The organism is Lachnospiraceae bacterium JLR.KK002 (assembly GCA_036941025.1).
Classification (GTDB): Bacteria; Bacillota; Clostridia; order Lachnospirales; family Lachnospiraceae; genus Petralouisia.
Genome location: JAYMNP010000001.1, coordinates 1679924 through 1704888, shown reverse-complemented (window position 1 = coordinate 1704888; position 24965 = coordinate 1679924). Strand labels below are relative to the sequence as shown.

The window sequence follows — 24965 nt, the reverse complement described above, 5'->3', positions numbered from 1 at the left end:
ACATTTCAGAAATACGCCCTTTGTACAGAAAAAGTTTCCTGTCAGGTGATTTTATTGCCTGAAGTATCGGAACAGTCCATTGAAAGACAGCAAATCCTCCTGTTATAATATAGAAAATCAAACGACAGGAGGACACATCTGTGAATAAACTCAATTTATCGGATAATATTATCCGGCTCCGCCATGAAAAGAAGCTGACTCAGGAGGAACTGGCGGATTTTATGGGAGTGACCAAAGGCTCTGTCTCCAAATGGGAAAAAGGCATTAATACGCCGGATATTCTGCTTCTGCCCCGGCTGGCGGCTTTTTTCGATGTGACGGTGGATGAGCTGATTGGATATGAAGCGCAGCTTTCCGGCGAACAGATACGGTATCAGTACGGGCAGCTTTCCGGAGATTTTGCAGCCCTTCCTTTTCGGGAAGCGCTGGAGAAAACCAGGTCCCTTGCCCACAGATATTATGCCTGCTATCCTCTTTTGCTGCAGCTTTCCGTTCTGTACTGGAATCATTATATGCTGGCAGAAACAAAAGAAGAACAGAGCCGGATTTTGCAGGAGGCTGCGGGATGGTGCGACCGGATTATGGAAAATTCCGGTGATGTGGGCCTTTGCAGCGATGCGCTGGTATTAAAAGCAGGGCTGAATCTTCAGCTTGGAAAAGCGGTGGAAGCCGTTGAGGCGCTGGAACCCTCTGCAGACCCCGGCCGCCTTGCAGGGCAGAACGGAACTCTGCTGGTGCAGGCTTATCAGATGTCCGGAGAACATGAAAAGGCCAGAAGCTACGCTCAGGCAAAATATTATCTGGATCTGGTAAATCTGACCGGCGATGCCGTTCTTTCCCTTTCGCTGAATGAACATAATCTGGAACAGTGTGAGGAAACGATTCGGCGTGTGAAGGGGATTCTGGAGCTGTATCATCTGGAGGAGCTGAACCCCAATCTGGCGGCGCAGTTTCATTACCAGTCTGCGGTAGTCTTCGGGATGAACGGGAAAGATAAAGAGACGCTGGAAGCTCTCCGCCTGTTTGAAACATGTGTGAACAGACTTTTACAGGCAGAACGGATAGAACTTCACGGCGACGATTATTTTGATTTGCTGGATGCATGGATAGACCAACAGCCCCTTGGAAACATGGCGCCCAGGGACAAAAGTTTTATTAAGAAAAGCCTTGGGGAAGCTCTGTCCCATCCGGCTTTTGGCAGGATAAAGGATAAGGATGAATTTCATTATCTGCTCCGCAGACTGACGGAGGGAGGTGAAACGAATGCCTGACGTAAAGGAATTTCTGCCTTTTCTGATTCCCCTGATAATCGTTGAGTTTGTATTGCTTGGGGTTACCCTTTATCATATTCTGACTCATAAGACATATAAACGGGGCAGCAGGGGGCTGTGGATTGCAGTTGTGCTGATTGGAATGGAATTTATAGGGCCTGTTCTGTACTTTCTGCTGGGAAAGGAGGATGCTTAAATGGATATGCTGACCCTTTCCCATGTGGCAAAAAGATTTGGAGAAAAACAGGTGCTTAAGGATGTTACCTTTTCTGTGCCGGAGCACACGGTGTTTGGTTTTGTGGGAAAAAACGGCGCAGGAAAAACCACCGCCATGAAACTGATTCTGGGCCTGCTTGCCGGTGACGGAGGAGAAATAACCGTAAATGGAATGTCAGTCCGCTATGGAAATACACCCACCAACCGGTTTGTGGGATATCTGCCGGATGTGCCGGAATTTTATTCCTGTATGACCCCTTTTGAATATCTGCGGTTTTGCGGGGAGATTTCCGGTATGTCTTCAAAGGAGATAAGAGCCCGCAGTGAGGAATTGCTCTGTCTGGTGGGACTGGAACATGAAAACCGCCGAATCAGAGGATTTTCCAGAGGTATGAAGCAGCGGCTGGGCGTGGCGCAGGCTCTGTTCGGGCGTCCCGGGCTCTTAATCTGCGATGAGCCCACCTCTGCGCTGGACCCGGCGGGACGCAGGGAATTGCTGGATATTCTGACAGATGCAAAGGAGCAGACAACGGTGGTGTTTTCCACTCATATTCTGTCAGATGTGGAGCATATCTGTGATGAAGCCGCATTTCTGCACGATGGAAAAATCGTCCTTAAGGGGACCATTGAGGAATTGCGGACAGCCAGGAAAGCAGCGGCAATGGAACTGGAACCGGAACAGCCGGAAGATACCCGGAGACTTTTGTCCGTATTTCCTTATCTGAAATCCACAGGCAAAAGGAATGTCCTGCTGGAGGATGAAAAACATCTGCCCCAAATCCTGCATTTTCTTGCAGACCAGAACATATCCGTTCTGCGAATCGAGCGGCAGGAAACGTCTCTGGAAGAACTGTTTATGGAGGTGGTGGGAAAATGAGAGCATTTCTGAAAAAAGAATGGATGGAATTATGCCGCAGCGGCCGTCTTCTGGTACTGCTTCTGATTTTCCTGTTGTTTGGGATTATGAATCCGGCATTGGCAAAGATGACGCCCTGGCTGATGGAAACCCTTTCCGATTCCCTTGCAGATACGGGGCTGACAGTCAGTAAGGTGACCATAGACGCCATGGATTCCTGGGTGCAGTTTTATAAAAATATTCCTGCGGGGATGGTGATAGTGATTCTGTTTTGCAGTAGCAGCTTTACCGGGGAATATCAGAAAGGAACCCTGATTCCTGTGGTAACAAAAGGGTTGTCCCGCCGGAAAATCCTGCTGGCGAAAGGGCTGTCCGTGTCTGCCCTGTGGACTGTGTCGTATTGGCTCTGCTTTGGGATTACGTATGGATATAACGCATATTTCTGGGATAACGGGATTGCAGAACATCTGTTTTTTGCCGGGGCCATGATCTGGCTGTACGGAATATGGGTGCTTGCATTTCTGATATTTTTCTCAACTGTGGCAGCCGGCAGCACCCAGGTGCTTCTGGGAACCGGAGGAGTTATTCTGGGAACTTATATACTGAGCATGTTTCCCAAATTTGCTGATGTTCTGCCCGCAAAACTCATGGACGGTATGTCTCTGCTGCAGGGCGTAAACGTTCCCGGTGATTACGCCGGGGGCCTGGCGGCGGCAGTATGCATGATTCTGCTCTGTCTGGTGCTGGCAACAGTCTGCTTTGACAGAAAGGTGCTGTAGGAAATTTTACAACAGGACTTTACACCGGACAGGCATTTTGGTATAATATGGGCAGTTATAAAATATGAAGAAAAGAGATGACGGGAAATGATGGTTTTTATAATCGGAGGCGTGGTACTGGTTGCAGTGATTGTTGCAGTGATATCTTCTGTGGCCGGGGCAGTGGCCGGAGTTGTGGATGAAGATACGGAAGATTAAAATTTCTGAATACTGCATACGGAAATGATGGGAATTATCGTTAGCAAATTAATGGTAATTCCTTTCTTTATCTTACAGGAGAACGATTTTGAAAGAGCATATCATATATAAGATTCAGCCGGGCAGCATAGCGGAGGAACTGGAACTGGAACCGGGAGACGTGCTGGTGTCCGTCAATAATCATGAAATAGAAGATGTATTTGATTATCACTATTACACCAATGAGGAATATCTTACCGTTGTAATCCGCAGGAAAGACGGAGAAGAATGGGAGCTGGAAATCGAAAAGGAATACGAAGAAGATCTGGGCATTGTGTTTGAAAACGGTCTGATGGACGATTACAAATCCTGCCATAACAAATGCATTTTCTGCTTTATTGACCAGATGCCGGAGGGAATGCGTGATACCCTGTATTTTAAGGATGACGATTCCCGCCTGTCTTTTCTTCAGGGGAATTATGTGACCCTTACCAATATGAAAGAACATGACCTGGAGCGGATTATTGCTTATAAACTGGGCCCCATCAATATATCGGTGCAGACCACCAGTCCGAAGCTGCGCTGCAAAATGCTGAATAACCGTTTTGCAGGAGAAGCCTTAAAGAAAATAGACTGGCTGTATGAGGCCGGAATTCCCATGAATGGTCAGATTGTCCTCTGCAAAGGCGTGAATGACGGAAAGGAACTGGAGAAAAGCATTACGGATCTGATGAAATATATGCCGGTGATGGAGAGCGTATCGGTGGTTCCGGTGGGACTGAGCAGATATCGGGAGGGACTGTATCCCCTGGAGCCTTTTACAAAACAGGACGCCAGGCAGGTTCTGGAACTTATTCATCATTATCAGAAGATATGTTTTGAGACTCAGGGACTGCATTTTATCCATGCCAGCGACGAGTGGTATCTGCTGGCAGAGCAGGAACTTCCTCAGGAAGAGAGCTACGATGGCTATCCGCAGCTGGAAAACGGTGTGGGAATGCTGCGCCTGCTCCGGCAGGAATTTGCGGAAGCCCTGGCAGAAGCCGGAAGAAAAGGACTGACGGAGTCCCGAAAGACGGGCAGAACAGAGAAAATCACCATCGCAACAGGAGTGCTTGCGGCTCCCACCCTGCAGGAACTGGCAGAAGCGTTTCATCAGGTCTGTTCGGCAAAAGAGATACAGGTCATTCCCGTTGTGAATCATTTCTTCGGAGAGCAGATTACGGTTTCCGGGCTGCTGACGGGACAGGATATTATTGCTCAGTTAAAAGGCAGAAATATGGGCGACAGGCTGCTTTTGCCCTGCAACCTTCTGCGCAGCGGCGAGGAGATATTTCTGGACGATGTTACATTGTCCCAGTTGGAAAATGCTTTACAAGTGGAGACAGATATTGTAAAATCAAGCGGACAGGAGCTGGTGTCGTGTTTGATGAGAGAAGTTAGGAGAGTGAAATGAGTAAACCAGTAGTTGCAGTAGTAGGACGGCCCAATGTGGGTAAATCTACGCTGTTCAATGCTCTGGCCGGAAAGCGTATTTCCATTGTGCAGGATACGCCGGGCGTGACCAGAGACAGAATCTATGCGGATGTCACATGGCTGAATACAGAGTTTACCCTGATTGACACAGGGGGGATTGAGCCGGAAAGCCAGGATATTATACTGTCCCGAATGCGGGAGCAGGCTCAGATTGCCATTGATACGGCGGATGTGATTCTTTTTATGACGGATGTGCGTCAGGGCCTGGTGGACGCGGATTCCAAAGTTGCCGATATGCTCAGGCGGTCCCAAAAACCGGTGGTGCTGGTGGTAAATAAAGTGGACAGTTTTGAAAAATTCATGCCGGACGTCTATGAGTTTTATAACCTGGGAATCGGAGATCCGGTGCCTGTTTCAGCCGCTTCCAAACTGGGAATCGGCGATATGCTGGATGAAATTCTGAAGCATTTTCCGGAAGACGTACAGGAGGCTGCGGAGGATGACAGGCCCAGGGTTGCCATTGTGGGCAAGCCCAATGTGGGAAAATCTTCTCTGATTAACCGTCTGGTGGGAGAGGAACGGGTGATTGTGTCGGATATTGCGGGAACCACCAGAGACGCCATAGATACGGAAGTAATCTGGCAGGACCGGGAATATGTGTTTATTGATACGGCAGGCCTCAGAAGAAAGAGTAAAATCAAAGAAGAACTGGAGCGGTTCAGTATTATACGTGCGGTGACGGCCGTGGAACGGGCGGACGTGGTGGTAATTGTCATTGACGCCACCGAAGGCGTGACCGAGCAGGACGCCAAGATTGCCGGTATTGCCCATGACCGCGGGAAAGGTATCATCATTGCGGTAAATAAATGGGACGCTGTCGAAAAGGATGATAAAACCATTTATAAACATACGGAGCGAATCCGGGAAGTTCTGAGCTTCATGCCCTATGCGGAAATTCTTTATATTTCGGCCAAAACAGGACAGCGTACCCGGAAGTTATTTCAGATGATTGACGTGGTGCTGGAGAATAATTCCATGCGGGTGGCTACGGGCGTGCTGAATGAGATCATGTCGGAAGCAGTAGCCATGCAGCAGCCCCCCTCTGATAAGGGCAAAAGGCTGAAGCTGTTTTATATTACGCAGGTTGCGGTAAAACCGCCCACCTTTGTGATTTTTGTAAATGACAAAGAGCTGATGCATTTTTCCTATACCAGATATCTGGAAAACCGCATCCGGGATGCTTTTGGCTTCCAGGGAACTTCGTTAAAATTCATTATTCGGGAAAGGAAGGATGGATAAAATGGTTGTAAACAGGATAATCTGTCTGGTTATGGGTTATATATTCGGTCTGTTTCAGACAGGATTTATTTACGGAAAACTGCAGCATATTGATATCAGGGAGTATGGCAGCGGTAATGCGGGAACTACCAACACTCTGCGGACGCTGGGATGGAAAGCCGGCCTGATTACTTTTTTCGGAGATGCGGGCAAGGCGATTTTATCCATGCTGCTGGCCTGGATTCTGTTTCATGAAAAATATCCGGGACAGGTAAATCTTCTGGAAATGTATGCGGGCCTTGGAGCCGTACTGGGGCATAACTTTCCATTTTATATGAAATTCAAAGGTGGAAAAGGCATTGCCTGTACCGCAGGATTTCTGATTACTTTTTATCCCCCTCTGGCAATCCTCTGCCTGCTGGTTTTTGTAGTGACGGTTGCAGTGACAAGATATGTGTCCCTTGGCTCCATTCTGGTATCTGTCTGCTTCTATATACAGCTGATTGTGTTCGGCCAGCTGGGATATCTGTGGGTGGATGCGGAACTGCTGCCGGAGGTCTATGTGGTGGGCGCGGTTTTCACCATTCTGGCAATCTGGCGCCACCGGGCCAATGTGAAGCGTCTGCTGAGCGGAACAGAAAATAAATTTTCCATCAGCAATGCGGGCAGCCTGAACAAAAACAGATAAATTTTTACAGGAACTCAGGATAAATGAAGACGAAGAATCTCGCACAGGCGGGATTCTTTTTTCTTCTATGGGAAATGCCTTCGGATTTCCCATAGAAGAAGTACATATGCGCAGCCTTATTTTGTTTTTAAGGAGGAACAGGAATGCTGGAACCGGGATTCATTCTGGTAAACCGATATGAAATACGAAAGATACTGGGAACAGGAGGTTCTTCCTGCGTTTATCTGGCATATGACAGGGAGAAATGCCGGAACCGGGCCGTCAAGGAGCTGGACAGGCCCCGGAACGTCTCCGTACATACTATGGAACATCAGGAAGCAGAGCTGATACGGAAGCTGCGATATCCTTATTTTCCGGAAATTGAAGAAGTGACAGAGCAGGGGGAGAAGTATTATATTGTTATGGAATATCTGGAAGGGGAAACTCTGGCTCAGCTTCTGGAGCGGCTGGGACCTCAGCCCTGGCGGCAGGTGGTTTCCTGGGCAAAGGATTTGTGTCTGGTGCTGGATTATCTCCATCATTGCCGGCCTCCTGTGATTTACCGGGATATAAAGCCGGCCAATATTATGCTGCAGTCCGGCGGAAACCTGCGGCTTCTGGATTTTGGAGCGGCTCTGGAACTTGCGGGACAGGAGGATTCGGTCAGTCTGGGAACCAGAGGTTATGCGGCGCCGGAACAGCTTGCCGGGGAACCGGTGGACGCCAGAACGGATATTTACGGTCTGGGAGCCACCATGTACCATCTGCTTACAGGAAAAGACCCCTGCCGGTTTCCCTGCGGGCAGTATTCCATCCGCCGCTGGAACCGCAGACTGCCCCGGAAGCTGGCCCGAATTGTCCGGAAATGTACCCGTTTCCGGCCAAAGGATCGGTACAGTTCCTGTGGGGCACTGCGGGCTGACCTGTTACCATGGGTTTGAAACATACACCGGAAAACTTTGCAAATGGAAGAAAGTTATGGTACAATAATCAGGTTAAAAACAGAACATGTGTATCAAAATTTTGAAATAAAGTAAGGAAGGAAAACAAAATGGCAAAGAATCAGGAATACGGTGCCGGGAATATTACCGTATTGGAGGGACTGGAAGCGGTAAGAAAAAGGCCGGGCATGTATATCGGAAGTGTGTCCCGCAAGGGTCTGAATCATTTGATTTATGAAATTGTAGACAATTCTGTGGATGAACATCTGGCAGGATTCTGTGATACCATATATGTAACGCTGGAGGCGGACGGTTCCTGCACCGTGGAGGACAATGGCCGGGGAATTCCCGTGGGAATGCATGAAAAAGGCATGTCTGCGGCACGACTGGTATTTACCACCCTCCATGCAGGAGGGAAATTTGACAACGACGCCTATAAGACCAGCGGCGGCCTGCATGGCGTAGGTTCTTCCGTGGTAAATGCATTGTCCACATATCTGGATTTGGAGGTATATCTGGGAGGGAAGATATATCATGACAGATATGAGCGGGGCAATCCGGTTCTGGAACTGGAACAGGGGATGCTGCCGGTAACCGGGAAAACAAAAAAGACGGGTACCAGAATCAATTTTCTGCCGGATCCGGAAATTTTTGAAAAAACACGTTTCAGGGAAGAAGATGTAAAAAGCCGCCTGCATGAAACTGCCTACCTGAATCCCAGACTGACCATTATTTATGAGGACAGGCGCGGGGAAACTCCGGAACATCTGGAATTCCATGAGAAAGAGGGAATCAGCGGCTTTGTGAAGGATTTGAACCGAAAAGCAGAAGCAGTGCATGAGGTGGTGTATTTTAAAGGGGAGAATGAAGGAATTACGGTGGAAGCAGCCTTTCAGTACATTAATGAATTTCATGAAAATGTGCTGGGTTTCTGCAATAATATTTACAACGCGGAGGGCGGTACCCACCTGACGGGATTCAAGACCATCTTTACCACGGTCATTAACAATTATGCCAGAGAACTGGGCATTTTGAAGGAAAAAGATTCCAACTTTACCGGAGCGGACGTGCGCAACGGACTGACGGCAGTGATTTCCATCAAACATCCCAGTCCCCGGTTTGAGGGCCAGACCAAGACAAAGCTGGACAACCAGGACGCGGCCCGTGTCACCGGAAAAATAACCGGGGAAGAAATACAGCTTTATTTCGACAAGAATCTGGAAAACCTGAAAAAGGTCATTGCCTGTGCGGAAAAAGCGGCCAAAATCCGTAAGACAGAGGAAAAAGCCAAAACAAATCTGCTGACAAAACAGAAGTTTTCCTTTGATTCCAACGGGAAGCTGGCCAACTGCGAAAGCCGGGACGCCTCCATCTGCGAGATTTTCATTGTGGAGGGAGATTCTGCAGGAGGCTCTGCCAAAACGGCCAGAGACCGGAATTACCAGGCAATCCTGCCCATCCGGGGCAAGATTCTGAACGTGGAAAAAGCCAGTATCGACAAAGTGCTGGCCAATGCGGAAATCAAGACCATGATAAATGCTTTTGGCTGCGGATTTTCCGAGGGCTACGGCAATGATTTCGATATTTCCAGGCTGCGTTACGACAAGATTATCATCATGGCGGACGCGGATGTAGACGGAGCCCATATTTCCACCCTGCTTCTGACGCTGTTTTACCGGTTTATGCCGGAACTGATTTTTGAAGGGCATATTTACATTGCCATGCCCCCTCTGTACAAAGCCATTCCGTCCAGAGGAGCGGAGGAGTATCTGTACGATGATGTTGCGCTGGAGAAATACAGAAAACGTCATAAGGGGCCTTTTACCCTTCAGCGGTATAAAGGTCTGGGAGAGATGGACGCGGACCAGCTGTGGGAAACCACGCTGAATCCGGAGACCAGAATTCTGAAACGGGTGGAAATCGAGGACGCCCGGATGGCGTCGGACGTAACGGAAATGCTGATGGGAACGGAAGTTCCGCCACGGAGGGAATTTATTCATGAACATGCCCACGATGCGGAGCTTGACGTATAAGCAGATTTGTTTCTCTTATAGGCAAGACCTTGCCAAGCTAAAGCGTGAAAGTGTCTTCCTATAAGAGAAAACCATTATGCGCACTCGTGCGAATAGAAGATGTCACTACGTGACCGTCCTAAGGTATCCCCCAGACAGGTCTGGTACCCCTTAGGACAAATCCGCACTCGGCGCGTCAAAGTGCGCAGGTCTACGCTCCGCTTCGGTCCGCGCTAAACGGACATCCACAGGATGTCCAGCGCCCCTCAGGACTGAGGGGCAGGGGAGTTGAAGTGGGTTTGCCCACTTTGTTCGGAAACGGACAGTCTGCGTAGCTGTTGAAAAGTCAGGAGAAAGGAATTACCATGCAGGAAAAGGAACAGATTATCCGAACGGAATATTCGGAATTAATGCAGAAATCATACATTGACTATGCCATGAGCGTGATTATCGCCAGGGCACTGCCGGACGTGCGGGACGGATTAAAGCCGGTGCAGCGCAGAACCCTCTACGATATGCATGAACTGGGGATTCGCCATGACAGGCCATATCGGAAGTGCGCCCGTATCGTGGGGGATACCATGGGTAAATACCATCCCCACGGGGACAGTTCCATCTATGAAGCCCTTGTGGTGATGGCGCAGGACTTTAAGAAAGGACTGCCTCTGGTGGACGGTCACGGGAATTTTGGCTCCATTGAGGGGGACGGAGCGGCGGCCATGCGTTATACGGAGGCCCGTCTGCAGAAAATTACCCAGGAAGCCTACCTTGCAGATCTGGACAAGGACGTGGTGGATTTTGTGCCCAACTTTGACGAGACGGAAAAAGAGCCTTCCGTGCTCCCGGTAAAGGTGCCCAACCTCCTGATTAACGGAGCGGAAGGAATTGCCGTGGGTATGGCCACCAGTATTCCGCCTCATAATTTTTCCGAAGTAATCGACGGTGTAAAAGCCCTTATGAAAAATCCTGACATTACCACCGCAGAATTGATGGAGTACATTAAGGGGCCGGATTTTCCCACCGGAGGGATTGTGGTAAATCAGTCGGATTTGCTGCAGATTTATGAGACAGGTACGGGAAAAATAAAAATCCGCGGAAAAGTGGAAGTGGAACAGGTAAAAGGCGGCAGGCAGCGTCTGGTGATTACGGAAATCCCCTATACCATGGTGGGAGCCAATATCGGAAAATTCCTGATGGATGTGTATCATCTGGTGGAAACACGGAAAACCAGCGATATCGTGGATATTTCCAATCAGTCTTCCAAAGAGGGGATTCGCATTGTACTGGATTTGAAAAAGGGAGCGGATGCGGAGCAGCTCTGCAATATGCTTTATAAAAAAACGAGGCTGGAGGATACCTTCGGCGTCAACATGCTGGCAGTGGCAGAGGGGCGCCCGGAGACCATGGGAATTGTGCCCGTTCTCCGCCATCATGTGAATTTCCAGTATGAGCTGGCCACCAGAAAATACAAAACACTGCTGGCGAAAGAGCTGGAGAAAAAAGAAGTCCAGGAAGGTTTAATCAAAGCCTGCGACGTGATTGATCTGATTATTGAAATCCTCCGGGGCTCCAAAAACATCAAAGACGCCAAAGAATGCCTGATGAACGGAAATACGGAGCATATAGAGTTCCGTTATAAAGGCTCCGAAGCAGACGCCCGGCAGCTCTGCTTTACGGAACGACAGGCCACTGCAATTCTGGAAATGCGTCTGTATAAATTAATTGGCCTGGAAATTGAGGCACTGATGAAAGAGCATGAAGTTACCCTTTCCAATATAGCAAAATATGAGGAAATTCTGGGCAGCCGCGCATCTATGGCCAAAGTAATCATCAAAGAATTAAACCGGTTTCAGAAAGAATACGGGCGGGCCCGCAAAACTGCCATTGAAAATGCAAAAGAAGCGGTATATGAAGAAAAGAAAGTGGAAGAAATGCCGGTTGTGGTTCTGATGGACCGTTTCGGCTATGTAAAAACCGTGGATATGCCAGCTTATGAGCGGAACAAAGAAGCGGCAGACGGAGAAAATAAATATATTATTTCCTGTATGAACACGGACAGGCTTTGCATTTTTACGGATAAAGGCCAGCTCCATACGGTAAAAGTTCTGGATTTGCCCCATGGAAAGTTCCGGGACAAGGGAACGCCTCTGGATAACGTGAGCAATTATAACAGCAGCGAGGAAGTCATGCTTCTGGTCAGCAGCCTGAGCAGCCTGCGGGGCAGGAAACTGCTGTTTGCCAGCAGCGGCGGAATGCTCAAGCAGGTCAGAGGGGAAGAATTTGACGTGTCCAGGCGTACTGCGGCAGCCACGAAATTAAACGAAGGAGAGAAACTTCTTCTGGTACGGATTCTGGAAGAAGAAACAGAGGAAACCATTGTTATGCAGACAGAGAAAAACATGTTTCTGCGTTTTATGGCTTCTGACGTGCCGGAAAAGAAAAAAGGCGCTGTGGGCGTCCGGGGTATGAAAATCGACGAAAAGGACAGGCTGACAGATGTGTACCTGCTGGGGCAGGAGGAACATACCATTACGGTAAGGGAAAAGGAAATTGCACTGCACAGGCTCCGGGTGGCCGGCCGGGACGGGAAAGGCGTGAAGAAATAGACTGGCACATCATGTAATAACACTGGAAATTTCCGGGCAAATATGATAAAATCTTAGCGTTAGTATGAATCAGGCGTCTGAAAACGCAGATTCGGAAAGTGATAAGAAAATACAGGTGGGGACATGGAAAAAGAAACAGATGTTATAATCGCAGGCACAGGAGCAGCGGGGCTGTTCTGCGCACTGCAGCTGCCGGAGAGTAAGAAAGTAACAGTCATCACCAAAGATGAAGCCGAAAACAGCGATTCCTTTCTGGCGCAGGGCGGAATCTGCGTTCTGCGGTCAGAAGATGATTTTGACGGATACTTTGAAGATACCATGAAGGCAGGTCATTACAGGAACAACAGAGATTCCGTGGCAATGATGATTCGAAGTTCCGGTAAAATCATTGATTTACTGATGAACTACGGAGTAGAATTTGAGCGCAGGAACGGAGAACTGGTATATACCAGGGAAGGAGGCCATTCCAGGCCCAGAATTCTGTTTCACGAGGATGTTACCGGGAAGGAGATTACCGGGAAACTTCTGGCTCAGGCCAGAAAACGCGAAAATATTACGATTTACGAGCATACGGAAATGATAGACCTGCTCTGTAAGGATAATATTTGTTATGGTATTGTGGCAGTGGACAGTCGGGGCGAACTGGTACCGGTGCGCGCCGGACATACGGTACTTGCCTGTGGCGGTATCGGTGGACTTTACCGTCACTCTACGAATTTTGCCCACCTGACCGGAGATGGGATTGCCCTTGCTCTGCGCCATAATGTACAGCTTCAGGATGTGAATTTTGTGCAGATACATCCTACTACCCTGTATTCAGAAAAGCCAGGCAGGAGATTTCTGATTTCCGAGTCTGTCCGGGGAGAAGGAGCGGTGCTTTATAATGCAAACATGGAACGGTTCGTGGACGAGCTTCTGCCAAGAGACGTGGTTACAGCAGCTATTGAGAAGCAGATGAAAGCAGACGGGAAGCCCTATGTATGGCTGTCCATGGAACGGATTCCCAAAGAAGATATTTTCAGCCATTTTCCCAATATTTACCGGAGATGTCTGGAAGAAGGGTATGATGTGACCAGAGAATGCATTCCGGTGGTGCCGGGACAGCATTACTTTATGGGAGGCATTCGTTCCGATCTGGAGGGCAGAACTTCCATGAAAGGTCTGTATGCAGTAGGTGAGACAAGCTGCAACGGAGTGCATGGAGCCAACCGGCTGGCCAGCAATTCCCTTCTGGAGAGCCTGGTATTTGCAAGGCGGGCCGCTCTCGACATTGAATCGGAGGAAGTATCACCGGATGGAACATACAGGGGAACAGGCCCTGCGTTCAGACAGGTCTCCATAAATCAGGAACAGGAAGAACTGTTTCGGCCTGAAAATTACAGGGACAGAAAGAAACTGCGGCAGGAGAACCGGGAACTGGTGCAGAAAGAAATAGAGAGGATGAGAAAAGAGTATGAACAACAGCATAACCATGAAATTAAATGCGGATGAACTGATTTTACAGGCATTGCGGGAGGATATTTCCAGTGAGGATGTGACCACCAATGCCGTGATGCGGGAAGCGCAGAAAGGAGAAGCACAGTTAATCTGCAAACAGGACGGGGTGCTTGCAGGACTCTTTGTGTTTCAGCGTGTATTTGAGCTGCTGGATGAAACAGTTTCCGTGGTATTCCATTTTGCAGACGGCGATAAAGTGAAAAAAGGAGATCTGATTGGAGTGGTGACAGGAGATATCCGGGCCATTCTGTCCGGAGAGCGGACGGCGTTGAATTTCCTGCAGCGCATGAGCGGAATTGCCACTTATACCAGTTCCATTGCCGTTTTGCTGGAAGGAAGTAAGGTAAAATTGCTGGATACCAGGAAAACTACGCCGAACATGCGCATTTTTGAAAAATATTCCGTTAAAATCGGAGGAGGCTATAACCATCGTTACAACCTTTCTGACGGAGTTCTGTTAAAGGACAACCATATCGGCGCTGCAGGCGGCGTGAAAGAAGCGGTTCAGATGGCAAAAGAATATGCGCCCTTTGTACGGAAAATAGAAATCGAATGCGAGACTGTGGAAATGGTACGGGAAGCAGTGGAAGCGGGAGCTGACATTATTATGCTGGACAACATGACCGTGGAGGAAATGCAGAAAGCCATTGCGGTAATTGATGGAAAAGCAGAGATTGAATGCTCCGGAAATGTGACCAGAGAAAATATTGCACATTATATCTCCCTTGGAGTGGATTATATTTCCAGCGGAGCACTGACCCATTCCGCTCCCATTATGGATATTTCTCTGAAAAACCTCCACGCAGTATAAAGGAAAGAAAATGGAACAGGAGAGCAGATTATCGGACCGGATTGCAGACAGCGTTCTGTCCATGATTACAGTGGAAAAAAGATTTTTGCCGGGAAGCAAACTGCCTAACGAGAACGTGCTGTCGGAAGAACTGGGGGTGAGCCGCACCACTCTGCGGGAAGCCGTACGGATTCTGTCCACAGAGGGAGTTCTGGAAATCCGCCGGGGCCGGGGAACCTTTGTACGGGAAGATTTTAAAATCAGCCGGCCGGAAGAGATGTCCTCTCTGAATAAAGCCAGAGTGAAAGCCAGGGATTTGTATGAAATGCGCCTGATTTTTGAACCGGAAGCCGCTTATTATGCGGCTTTACGGGCAACGGAAGAAGAAATTCAGCGGATTCTGGCACTGGGGGCTGAGATTGAGCGGCGTATACGCCAGAGAAAAGACCGGACAGAAGTGGAACAGTCTTTTCACAAATCCATTGCGAAGGCAACCCATAATGAATTTATGAATCAGCTTATGCCCGTGATTTATGAGGGAATCAACAAGGGAGTGCGGCTGTCAGAATTCCATGAAGAAGCGGTGCAGGCCACACTGACAGACCACAAAATTCTGATGGATTTTCTGAAAGAGCGAAATGGAGAGGGGGCAAGAAATGCCATGCGCATTCATATCCTCCATGCCATGGAACAGCTTCCCATGGAATGAAACCGGTATCTTGTGCCGGCGTGTGAAAGGGGCCGTTGGAAACGGCCCCTTTAGGTTGCTTTTTAATATTATAACTGCTGAAATTCTGCTGCCGTCAGATTCTGATTTCCCTGTAAGAGTTTGTGGGCCTGCAGTGTTTTGGAAATGGTTTCCAGCAGAAGAGGAATATCAATGGGTTTGGTGAGATGGGCGTCCATGCCGCTTTCCCTGGACATCTGCTTGTCGCTCTCGAAAGCGTCTGCTGACAGGGCAATAATGGGAATACTGGACAGAACCGGATCTTCCAGCCTGCGTATGGCTTTGGTAGCGTCCCATCCGTTCATACCGGGCATCTGAATGTCCATCAGGACCAGATCATAATCTCCCGGAGAGGACTGGCCCACTTTTTCCACGGAAATACTGCCGTCGGTGACCGTCTCCACATGAAATCCCATGCCCTGGAGGATTTCCGATTCAATTTCCAGATTGGCCATATTATCGTCTACCAGCAGGATTTTTTTGTTCAGCAGGTTGGCAAATCCTTCTTCCGAATCCTCGGAGGAAAGGGGATGAGCCTGTACCCGGAACCGGAGGGTGATGGTGAAAGTACTGCCTTCTCCCGGTTTGGTGTCAATCTGAATATGACCGCCCATCATTTCCACGAGATTTTTTACAATGGCAAGGCCCAGTCCTGTGCCGTGAATACCGCTGAATGTGGTATTTTTTTCACGTTCAAAGGGTTTGAAAATATGTTTCAGGAAATCCTTATGGATACCGATACCGTTATCGCGGACGGTAAACTGGTAAACTGCGTAGCCGTTTGGGAATTTCTCCAGTTCCGCGACAACCAGATCCACCTTACCGCCGGTTTCCGTATAGGTAATGGCATTGTTGGTCAGGTGCATGAGGACTTGTTTCAGTTTTTCCTGGTCGCTGTAAATATCCGCATGTCTGACGTCTGCGGTATACAGATTGAAGGTAATATTTTTGTCTGCCGCCAGGGGGAGCTGATGTTCATGGGCGTCCTGTACAATATCGCACAGATTGCATTCAGATTCCGTAACGCGGGTATCATTGGACTCAAACCATGAGATTTCCAGTACCTTTTCAATCAGGCTCAGAAGCTGTCTGCCGGAATGTTCAATTTTATTCAGATAATTTTCCGTAGCCTCCCTGTCGTCCATATGTTTGCGGGCGAGAGTAGTAAAGCCGAAAATTGCATTCAGAGGCGTCCGCATGTCATGAGACATGTTGGAAAGGAATGTATTTTTGGCAGTAATTGCAAGATTGGCATTTTCCAGCGCGTGTTCAAATATTTTTTTCTGTTCAATTTCCCGCCTGATTTCTTCGTCGATTCTCCGGTAGCCCATTACAATCTGGGAAATATGGTCTTTGCTGCTGACATTTACAATGCGAAGCTGCAGATATTGTATTTCTTCTTCCCGCAGGATGCGGTAATTGACATAATACGTCTTGTTATTGGCAAGTTTTTTACGGATATATTCCGGTGCGGTCACTTTGGTGACAATTTCCCGGTCTTCCGGATACACCCAGGTACTGATGTAATCAGCGGCATACCAGCCGAATTCTTTCACCTGAAACTTCTTCTCGAACTGGCGTTCTGTCCGCTCGCTCAGGCGATAGGGCAGGATTCTGTTGGTGTCCAGGTCGGCATAGAGGATGGATTCATAATTGACACTGAGTCCCTCAATGACTTCCAGACGGCGCAGATGTTCCTGATTGATCAGTTTCCGTTCCTTGTCATATTCTTCAATCAGGGTCTGCAGTTTCTGCTCCCTCTGGTTGGTTTCATTTAATAAAATTGTCCGCTCAGTAATCTGCCGCTGTCTTTTTTCCGTGGCGTCGCCCAGAAAAACGTAGAAAATTCCTCCAATGGAGTCTGTATGTATGTAATGGCCGTAATCTTCAATCCAGCGGATACTTCCGTCTTTGCGGATAATCCGGTATTCCACATAATCCAGATCATACTGGCTGTCGGCAATCTGTTCCTGGATACTCTGTTCCACCATATCCAGGTCTTCGGGATGTACGATGCCCTGGAAAGAATTATTCGTCAGTTGTTTGAATTCTTTCAGCGTTTTACACTGGAAAATCCGCAGCAGCGCCTTGTTGGCATAGATAATTTCCTCTTTGCCTTCCGCATGGTAGATTAGAAAACCTCCAGGCATTTCGTCCATAAAGTTTATCACTTCGTAAGCAGTCCGGGCATTCTGAGAATCCAGTAAATCAGGAAATTCCGTATGTCTTCCTTTTTCCAGCAAATCTTCTGTGTCAATATCATGATTTTCCGGGATGCTCAGCAGATTCAGGATGTGCTCAATTAAGTTATGATTCATTTTCTGTTTATTCATGCTAACTCTCTCCCTGAATTTGTAATCCAAAACCATTCCATATTTTAGCATGTATTACCGGGAAAGTCAATGAAACGAGAAACATTATACAACTGTATTGACAGCAGACAACTATGAAGGTATAATGAGTACATCAAAACAGTATTTTCTGATAAGATAAAGAAAAAAGAGAGAAAGAGGTAGAGAAGATGAGAAGTGACAATGTGAAAAAAGGAATGCAGCAGGCGCCCCACCGTTCCCTGTTTAACGCGCTGGGATTTACCAGAGAGGAAATGGACAGACCGCTGGTCGGAATCGTAAGTTCCTACAATGAGATTGTTCCGGGACACATGAATCTGGACAAAATTGTAAATGCGGTGAAACTGGGTGTGGCAGAAGCCGGAGGAGTTCCGGTGGTATTTCCGGCCATTGCAGTCTGCGACGGAATTGCCATGGGGCATACAGGGATGAAATATTCTCTGGTAACCCGTGACCTGATTGCAGATTCCACAGAGTGCATGGCGCTGGCCCATCAGTTTGACGCACTGGTGATGGTTCCCAACTGCGACAAGAACGTGCCGGGGCTGCTGATGGCGGCTGCAAGAATCAATGTACCCACAGTATTTGTGTCCGGAGGCCCCATGCTGGCAGGCCATGTTAAGGGCAGAAAAACCAGTCTTTCTTCCATGTTTGAGGCGGTGGGCTCCTTTGCGGCAGGCACCATGACGGAAGAAGACGTCTGTGAATTTGAGGAAAAGGCATGTCCCACCTGCGGTTCCTGTTCCGGTATGTATACGGCCAATTCCATGAACTGTCTGACAGAAGCCCTTGGCATGGGCCTTCCGGGCAACGGAACCATTCCGGCGGTGTATTCTGACCGTCTCCGTCTTGCCAAACATGCAGGTATGGCAGTAATGGAGATGTACCGCAAAAATATCTGCCCCAGGGATATTATGACAAAAGAAGCTGTTTTAAATGCTCTGACCGTGGATATGGCCCTGGGATGCTCCACCAACAGTATGCTTCATCTTCCGGCCATTGCCCATGAGATTGGTTTTGATTTTGATATTGGATTTGCAAATGAAATCAGTGAAAAGACGCCGAACCTCTGTCACCTGGCTCCGGCAGGCCCCACCTATATGGAAGACCTGAATGAAGCCGGAGGCGTGTATGCAGTGATGAATGAACTGGCGGAACTGAATCTGTTACATATGGACTGTATGACAGTAACAGGAAAAACCATCGGAGAGAACATCAGCGGCTGCGTCAACCGGAATCCGGAAGTGATAAGGCCCCTTGACAATCCTTACAGCAAAACAGGAGGCCTTGCGGTATTAAAAGGAAATCTTGCGCCGGAAGGAAGCGTGGTAAAACGTTCTGCAGTAGCGCCGGAAATGATGGTGCACGAAGGCCCCGCCCGTGTATTTGACTGTGAGGAAGACGCAATTGCAGCTATCAAAGGCGGGAAAATCGTAGCCGGAGATGTGGTGGTAATCCGCTACGAAGGGCCCAAAGGCGGTCCGGGTATGCGTGAAATGCTGAACCCCACCTCTGCCATTGCAGGTATGGGACTGGGTTCCACCGTTGCGCTGATTACAGACGGACGTTTTTCCGGGGCCAGCAGGGGCGCTTCCATCGGCCATGTGTCACCGGAAGCGGCAGTGGGCGGAACCATCGGACTGGTGGAAGAAGGAGATACCATCAAAATCAATATCCCGGAAATGAAACTGGAACTGGATGTGCCGGAGGAGATTCTTGCAAAACGGAGAGCAGAATGGACGCCCAGGACTCCCAGGGTGACGGAAGGCTATCTGGCAAGATATGCCCAGATGGTTACCTCAGGGGCAAAAGGCGCAGTTATGAAAAAAGAACTGTAAAGGAGACGATATGCTGAGAATCGGATGTCACCTGTCCTCGGCCAGAGGTTTTCTGGCCATGGGAAAAGAGGCGGCGCAAATCGGAGCCAACACCTTTCAGTTTTTTACCAGAAATCCCAGAGGAGGAAAGGCAAAAGAACTGAATCCGAAAGATATTGCCGCTTATCTGGAATTTGCAGAGGAACACGGAATCGCACGGATTCTGGCTCATGCGCCTTATACGCTGAATGCATGTGCCAGGGAGGAAGGGCTGCGCCGGTTTGCGTACGATATCATGTGCGACGACCTGGCCCGGCTGGAGTATTTTCCGGAGGCCATGTATAATTTCCATCCGGGCAGCCATGTGAAACAGGGGGCTGAACGGGGCCTGGAGCTGATTGCCGATATGCTGAACCGGATAAATGAGAAGGGATATCATGCCACGATTTTGCTGGAAACCATGGCGGGAAAAGGTACGGAGATGGGACGGAATTTTGAAGAACTTCGGGGCATGATTGACCGGGTGGAGGACAGCAGCCGCCTGGGAGTCTGTCTGGACACCTGCCATGTGTATGACAGCGGTTATGATATTGTAAATCATCTGGAAGAAGTAATAGAGGAATTCCGTTCTGTCATCGGTCTGGAGCGGCTGAAAGCCATACATCTGAACGACAGTATCTACGGACTGGAAAGCCATAAAGACCGCCATGCGAAAATCGGAGAGGGAAAGATTGGACTGGAGACTTTCAGAGCCATTGTCACCCATCCTTCCCTGCGGGAACTTCCGTTCTTCCTGGAGACGCCTAATGATCTGGAAGGATATGGAAGGGAAATTGCACTGCTCAGGAAAATTTGTAACAGTTTTGAACAGGGCTTGACTTCCTGAATTTTCCCATGTTATTCTTGGAATCAGAATAATGTTTTCCAGGAAAAGGGAGGAAGGAAGTTGATGAAACAGAAGAAAAAATCTCTGATTCTGCTGGTTTTTCTGTTCATGCTGCCTCTGGCAGCGAAGCTGTCCGGCGGCAGCATGAAGGAAGTACACGGGGCGGCGCAGGAAAGATACTATTACAGCCAGCTTACAGAAGAAGCAAAGAAGTTCTACGACGCCATGTATCAGATGTATGAGCAGGGCATTTTTAAAACAGGAACCGGAGATTACGATCTGGCAGCCAGTCAGAGTGTCACAGCAGAACAGCTGGAAAGTTACGCAAGCGGAAACAACAGTCTGCTATTGGCCATGGGAGCTGCCAGAGATGCATTTTGCGCAGATTATCCGGATATTTTTTATGTGGATTTTTCCTGTCTTTCTCTGCGGGTGACCAGAGACGGGGGAGGAAATTATCATGCCTGGCTGGGTTCCGGCAGAAGCAGCGACTATTATGTAAAAGGATTTGAAAACAGTCAGCAGGTGGAAGAAGCCATTGCCGCATATGAGAGCAGAATCGGCGAGATTGTGGCAGGGGCTCAGAGCCTTTCTGTGGCAGAAGGGGAGAATCTCACAGAACAGCAGGTGAAATATGCCCATAACGAAATCATTAATCATACCACATATCGGCTGGAAAATACCTGTAAAAAAGAAAATGCAGGACATATCCGGACCGCTTACGGGGCTCTGATAAAAGGGGAAAGCCTTTGTGAGGGATATGCAAGGGCAATGAAATCTGTGCTGGACCGCCTGGGGATTCCCTGTGTGCTGATACAGGGCATGTATCAGCTTGCCAGAGACCAGGGCGAGCTGCACATGTGGAATTATGTGCAGGTGGACGGCAGGTGGTACGGAGTGGACGCCACCATGGACGACCCGATTACGCCTGTGCCAAATGAAAACGGAGACGGACTGGACGGCGGAGAAAGAACCATGTACCTGCTTGCAGGAGCAGATGTTATGGGCAGGCGCCATGTGCCCAATGGGATTATGTCAGAAGCAGATTTTGAATTTACCTATCCTGCACTGGAAGGCCAGGGGCCTTTATTTGAGGAAGTGGTGAATGAGAACGGTCTGAAAGTCAGTTACAGCGAAGGAATGCACGATGGCCTGTCTGCCGGAATATTTAAAGTGAGCTATCAGGGTATGGGGGCGGCAAAGTCCATGGAAACCGGCAATTATATCCTGATGAAAGAGACAAAATATTACGAAGAATCGAAGCGGTGGGAGTATGGAAAGTGGGCTTATTGCCTTCCGGATGTATACCCCAGTATGGATGATACGGAGACAGAGCTGACCATGTATGTGCCCAGTGCCCAGTTTGTGGAATTTGCGGTGACCCGTGAAAATCCTGGCAATTACGACGGGAACAATGGCGGCAGCCTGGAGAATCTTGCCTTTCATGGAGATCCCCTGTTGTTTGAGGCAGCTTCTGAACAGCTTTCCAATCCTGACGGAACTTATACGCCGCCTCCATATGTACGGAAAGCAGAACCGGTAATGACTGCCAATCTGGATATTGGAAGAACCCATCATCTGAAAATTACATACGATGATACGTTAAAACTTGCCGACGGCGCCGCAGAAGCAGGTATTACACTATCTGTGAAAGAGGCAGATACTTCAGCCATGCAATATTGCAAAGTTGAGAACTTTACCTGGGACGGAGACAGAACAGTAGAGCTGGATTTTACGCCCAGTAATATGTGGCTGGATAATTTTATCACATATCACTTCGGCCTTACCGGCCTGGTGGGGACAGACAGCGGGAAAGTACCGAATCCCTTCAGTTATTCATCTTCTTACAGAAGCTGTATCTGTGCATATCGTTCCAGAGGATATTTTTATAATCTCTGGGGAAGGCCTTCCCTTCTGGAACAGGCCGACCTTTCCGCCAGAAACTGGGAAAGCTGGGAGACAGAAGACGGAACAGGTCTTACGCCTGAAATGGTGACGGGCCTCACCCTTGTGGCAACTACCACGACTCAGGCTCAGGCAGACGCCATGAACAGTCTGGCAGAAAGCACCTTTCCAGGAGAGCAGGTGTTAAAAAGCGAGACATATAATATTAATTTTCTCACCTGTAAAAAGAATATAGTAAAACTGGGAGACTCTGTCCGGGTTTCCGTCGGATTTCCCGCAGGATACGGGCCTTCTGACGAAGGGGTGACCTTCAAAGCCTGCCATTTTATCAAAAACAAAGCGGGAAAAATTATCGGAGTGGAAGAAGTACCCTGTACCGTTACACGATATGGTCTGATCATTACATGTAAATCGTTCAGTCCCTTTGCCGTTATGGCGGTGAAAGGCGAAGGCTCCGGCGGAACCCCGGCCAAATCGGTGATTGTGAGCAATACTCCGGGAGGCAGCATAACAGGAGCGGAAGAAGGAATTGTCACACTGCAGCCGGGGGAAAGCCGTACGTTTACCATTCAGGCAGCAGACGGATATGTGATTGACCAGCTTGTAGCGGGCAGCGTCTGGCAGGAAATTACAGATGAGAAATCCATGACGGTGGAAATAAATTATAACTCTCTGGAATCCGGGGATGTGGTGGATGCGGCATTTGCGGCTGAAAGCGTCAGAGCCAGAGAAGCCCGGCGTGGAGAGGCGCCGGTACAGCCCAGACCAGTTCCGGCAGAAATCCGGTTTTCATCCCGGCAGATTGCCATCGGCGAAGGGCAGGGATTTGAACTTGCTCCTGAGATTAGGGAGAGGGAAGGAATTCATACTTACCAGTGGTATAAAAACGGTGAGCCTCTGACCGGGAAGACAGGGAGAAAACTTACCGTTTCTTCCGCTTCGAAAAAAGACTCCGGGAACTATACCCTGGTGGTTTCCTCTGCTTCCGGCGCGGCAAAAGTTACTTCTGCAGATGAAGGATGCAATGTGACAGTACAGGTGCCAAAACAGCCCGGCGCTCAGCCGGGAATGAGTGCTCAGCCGGATACCCTTAAGAAAGTGACAGGCGTAAGTGTTTCCTCTGACGCCACCAGTCGGACGAAACTGAAATGGAATACCGTATCCAATGCCCAGGGATATGAAATATTCCGCTACAATCCTTCCAAAGGAAGATTCGTAAGGATTAACACGGTTACCGGGAACTCCTATACGGACAGAAAGAAAACAGCAGGAAAAATGTACCGTTATAAAGTCAGGGCGTACGGAAAAAGTGAGGGCAGAACGTATTACGGCCCTTATTCCAGCGAGGCAAGAGGTATTGTAAAGCCAAAATCCCCTGGAAAGGTGACGGTGAAACGTCTTTCTTCCAAAAGCGTGGAGCTTTCTTTCAGGCCGGTGAAAAATGCAAATACCTATCAAATCAGCCAGTATAATAAGAGCAGCAGAAAATACAAACTGGCTTACCGGGTGAAATCGAAAAAGCTGTACAAATATAATGCCAGGACGAAAAAATGGAAGTATCTGAAAAGAGTAAAAACAAAGGGCGGAAAACTGGTGTGCAGCATTACAGGGCTGAAGACCTCGGACAAAAATCTGAGATTCCGGGTACGGACGGAATGCGCCGGATATAAGTGCAAAACCAGGTACAGTGCATGGAGCAGAACGGTTACCGTAAAATAGCCGGAGTGTGAAAAATGAAAAGAAGAAAAAAATTATTATATCAAAGGACAGCAGGCTGCCTTATGCTGGCGGCAGTCTGTGTTCTGTTCCTGGCCTGTTCCGGAGATTTTCGGGCCGGCCGGCCGCTGCAGAAGGAAAATGACCGGCAGGAAGAAAGGGCTTCTGCAGAGCCGAAATCAGATTCTGCTCCGGAAGTCCTGGAGCCGGAAGTGAATAACGCCACAGAAGCCCCGGAGCCGAATCCTGTTCCTTTTGCAGGAGATTTACTGGAAACCGGCTCCGCCCCGGAATCCGGCAGGATTCCGGAACTTTCAGATGTGCAGGCAATGACAGCCGGGGAGATTCTGAATACAGCCGGAGTGCCCCAGGACACACTGGACAGCTTTTTTTACAGCAGAGAGCTGTCCGAAGAAATACGACAGCGGATTTCAGGAATTTCCTGGCAGGAAAATGAAAATATTTCTCTGGAAGAGCTGCGCTATCTGCGGGTCCTTCATATGGGCCTTGACGGGGAAACCCATGTTGGGGAACTGATTGTCAATCAGTCCATTGCTGAGGATATTCTGGAGATTATGCTGGAACTCTATCATCAGTCCTATCCCATTGAGAAGATGATTTTGATTGATACATACGATGGGGACGATGAAAGTTCCATGTCCGACAATAATACTTCCGCGTTCAACTACCGGGAAATTGCAGGTTCTTCCCGGCTGTCCGGACATGCACTGGGCCTTGCCATTGACATTAATCCAAGATATAATCCTTATGTGAAGCATACCTCCGATGGAGAACTTCTGGTAAGTCCCTTAAACGGAACGGAGTACGCCGACAGAAGCCGGGAGTTTGCCTGTAAGATTACAGAAGGGGATTTATGCCTGCGTCTGTTTCAGGAGCATGGCTTTACCTGGGGCGGAAGCTGGAATTCAGTGAAGGATTATCAGCATTTTGAAAAGTAAAAAGATGAAAAAAACACTTGCAGTTTTTTGAAACACAT

The 24965-nt window shown here is 48.7% G+C and carries 18 protein-coding genes; 17 read left to right on the top strand and 1 reads right to left on the bottom strand.

Going from position 1 to position 24965, the window contains the following annotated elements; all coding sequences use genetic code 11:
* Positions 1 to 140: 140 nt before the first annotated feature.
* From VSQ32_08175 to VSQ32_08115, 13 genes are all read left to right on the top strand, one after another.
* On the top strand, positions 141 to 1271 hold the full coding sequence (locus VSQ32_08175; protein ID MEH2942840.1) for a helix-turn-helix transcriptional regulator: 1131 nt from the start codon (positions 141 to 143) through the stop codon (positions 1269 to 1271).
* Entirely contained in the window at positions 1264 to 1467 is a 204-nt protein-coding gene (locus VSQ32_08170) for a PLDc N-terminal domain-containing protein (protein MEH2942839.1), read from the top strand. The genes VSQ32_08175 and VSQ32_08170 overlap by 8 nt, the downstream gene beginning before the upstream one ends.
* Entirely contained in the window at positions 1468 to 2364 is an 897-nt protein-coding gene (locus tag VSQ32_08165; GenBank protein ID MEH2942838.1) for an ABC transporter ATP-binding protein, read from the top strand.
* The gene (locus VSQ32_08160) at positions 2361 to 3122 is read left to right on the top strand and encodes an ABC transporter permease subunit (protein MEH2942837.1); all 762 of its coding nucleotides are present in this window, start codon (positions 2361 to 2363) and stop codon (positions 3120 to 3122) included. The genes VSQ32_08165 and VSQ32_08160 overlap by 4 nt, the downstream gene beginning before the upstream one ends.
* A gap of 283 nt (positions 3123 to 3405) precedes the next feature.
* Positions 3406 to 4755, top strand: a complete 1350-nt coding sequence (locus tag VSQ32_08155; GenBank protein ID MEH2942836.1) for a DUF512 domain-containing protein — start codon at positions 3406 to 3408, stop codon at positions 4753 to 4755.
* Complete coding sequence (gene der / locus VSQ32_08150; GenBank protein ID MEH2942835.1) at positions 4752 to 6074, top strand: ribosome biogenesis GTPase Der; 1323 nt, start codon at positions 4752 to 4754, stop codon at positions 6072 to 6074. Before VSQ32_08155 ends, der begins: the two co-directional genes overlap by 4 nt.
* Position 6075: 1 nt before the next feature.
* Positions 6076 to 6741 carry a glycerol-3-phosphate 1-O-acyltransferase PlsY gene (gene plsY, locus VSQ32_08145; GenBank protein ID MEH2942834.1) on the top strand — a complete coding sequence of 222 codons (666 nt, stop codon included), beginning with the start codon at positions 6076 to 6078 and terminating at the stop codon, positions 6739 to 6741.
* A gap of 143 nt (positions 6742 to 6884) precedes the next feature.
* A complete protein-coding gene (locus VSQ32_08140) occupies positions 6885 to 7661 on the top strand; it encodes a serine/threonine-protein kinase (GenBank protein ID MEH2942833.1) in 777 nt (258 codons plus the stop codon).
* Positions 7662 to 7771: 110 nt separating this feature from the next.
* Positions 7772 to 9694, top strand: coding sequence for a DNA gyrase subunit B (locus VSQ32_08135; GenBank protein ID MEH2942832.1), 1923 nt, complete (start codon positions 7772 to 7774; stop codon positions 9692 to 9694).
* 344 nt (positions 9695 to 10038) lie between these two features.
* On the top strand, positions 10039 to 12279 hold the full coding sequence (locus VSQ32_08130; protein MEH2942831.1) for a DNA topoisomerase (ATP-hydrolyzing): 2241 nt from the start codon (positions 10039 to 10041) through the stop codon (positions 12277 to 12279).
* Positions 12280 to 12402: 123 nt separating this feature from the next.
* Positions 12403 to 13770, top strand: coding sequence for an L-aspartate oxidase (locus VSQ32_08125; GenBank protein MEH2942830.1), 1368 nt, complete (start codon positions 12403 to 12405; stop codon positions 13768 to 13770).
* Positions 13733 to 14587, top strand: a complete 855-nt coding sequence (gene nadC, locus VSQ32_08120) for a carboxylating nicotinate-nucleotide diphosphorylase (protein ID MEH2942829.1) — start codon at positions 13733 to 13735, stop codon at positions 14585 to 14587. The genes VSQ32_08125 and nadC overlap by 38 nt, the downstream gene beginning before the upstream one ends.
* Positions 14588 to 14597: 10 nt before the next feature.
* Positions 14598 to 15275, top strand: coding sequence for a FadR/GntR family transcriptional regulator (locus VSQ32_08115; protein ID MEH2942828.1), 678 nt, complete (start codon positions 14598 to 14600; stop codon positions 15273 to 15275).
* Positions 15276 to 15343: 68 nt separating this feature from the next.
* Here the strand turns inward: VSQ32_08115 and VSQ32_08110 are convergent, their stop codons facing one another.
* A complete protein-coding gene (locus tag VSQ32_08110; GenBank protein MEH2942827.1) occupies positions 15344 to 17626 on the bottom strand; it encodes an ATP-binding protein in 2283 nt (760 codons plus the stop codon).
* 188 nt (positions 17627 to 17814) lie between these two features.
* Between VSQ32_08110 and ilvD the strand changes: the two genes are divergently transcribed.
* The 4 genes from ilvD to VSQ32_08090 all read left to right on the top strand — a co-directional run bounded on the left by ilvD (position 17815) and on the right by VSQ32_08090 (position 24927).
* Positions 17815 to 19482 carry a dihydroxy-acid dehydratase gene (gene ilvD, locus VSQ32_08105; protein ID MEH2942826.1) on the top strand — a complete coding sequence of 556 codons (1668 nt, stop codon included), beginning with the start codon at positions 17815 to 17817 and terminating at the stop codon, positions 19480 to 19482.
* A 10-nt stretch (positions 19483 to 19492) separates the two neighbouring features.
* Positions 19493 to 20347: a deoxyribonuclease IV gene (locus VSQ32_08100; GenBank protein MEH2942825.1), complete on the top strand. Its 855-nt coding sequence runs from the start codon at positions 19493 to 19495 to the stop codon at positions 20345 to 20347.
* A 63-nt stretch (positions 20348 to 20410) separates the two neighbouring features.
* Positions 20411 to 23971: a transglutaminase domain-containing protein gene (locus VSQ32_08095; GenBank protein ID MEH2942824.1), complete on the top strand. Its 3561-nt coding sequence runs from the start codon at positions 20411 to 20413 to the stop codon at positions 23969 to 23971.
* Between the two features lie 14 nt (positions 23972 to 23985).
* Entirely contained in the window at positions 23986 to 24927 is a 942-nt protein-coding gene (locus VSQ32_08090) for a M15 family metallopeptidase (protein MEH2942823.1), read from the top strand.
* Positions 24928 to 24965 lie beyond the last annotated feature (38 nt).

Coding starts and splice junctions, on each gene's coding strand:
- VSQ32_08170 (MEH2942839.1), top strand. CDS start 1,264: ATGCCTGACGTAAAGGAATTTCTGCCTTTTCTGATTCCCCTGATAATC.
- VSQ32_08165 (MEH2942838.1), top strand. CDS start 1,468: ATGGATATGCTGACCCTTTCCCATGTGGCAAAAAGATTTGGAGAAAAA.
- VSQ32_08160 (MEH2942837.1), top strand. CDS start 2,361: ATGAGAGCATTTCTGAAAAAAGAATGGATGGAATTATGCCGCAGCGGC.
- der (MEH2942835.1), top strand. CDS start 4,752: ATGAGTAAACCAGTAGTTGCAGTAGTAGGACGGCCCAATGTGGGTAAA.
- plsY (MEH2942834.1), top strand. CDS start 6,076: ATGGTTGTAAACAGGATAATCTGTCTGGTTATGGGTTATATATTCGGT.
- VSQ32_08140 (MEH2942833.1), top strand. CDS start 6,885: ATGCTGGAACCGGGATTCATTCTGGTAAACCGATATGAAATACGAAAG.
- VSQ32_08135 (MEH2942832.1), top strand. CDS start 7,772: ATGGCAAAGAATCAGGAATACGGTGCCGGGAATATTACCGTATTGGAG.
- VSQ32_08130 (MEH2942831.1), top strand. CDS start 10,039: ATGCAGGAAAAGGAACAGATTATCCGAACGGAATATTCGGAATTAATG.
- VSQ32_08125 (MEH2942830.1), top strand. CDS start 12,403: ATGGAAAAAGAAACAGATGTTATAATCGCAGGCACAGGAGCAGCGGGG.
- nadC (MEH2942829.1), top strand. CDS start 13,733: ATGAACAACAGCATAACCATGAAATTAAATGCGGATGAACTGATTTTA.
- VSQ32_08115 (MEH2942828.1), top strand. CDS start 14,598: ATGGAACAGGAGAGCAGATTATCGGACCGGATTGCAGACAGCGTTCTG.
- VSQ32_08110 (MEH2942827.1), bottom strand. CDS start 17,626: ATGAATAAACAGAAAATGAATCATAACTTAATTGAGCACATCCTGAAT.
- ilvD (MEH2942826.1), top strand. CDS start 17,815: ATGAGAAGTGACAATGTGAAAAAAGGAATGCAGCAGGCGCCCCACCGT.
- VSQ32_08100 (MEH2942825.1), top strand. CDS start 19,493: ATGCTGAGAATCGGATGTCACCTGTCCTCGGCCAGAGGTTTTCTGGCC.
- VSQ32_08095 (MEH2942824.1), top strand. CDS start 20,411: ATGAAACAGAAGAAAAAATCTCTGATTCTGCTGGTTTTTCTGTTCATG.
- VSQ32_08090 (MEH2942823.1), top strand. CDS start 23,986: ATGAAAAGAAGAAAAAAATTATTATATCAAAGGACAGCAGGCTGCCTT.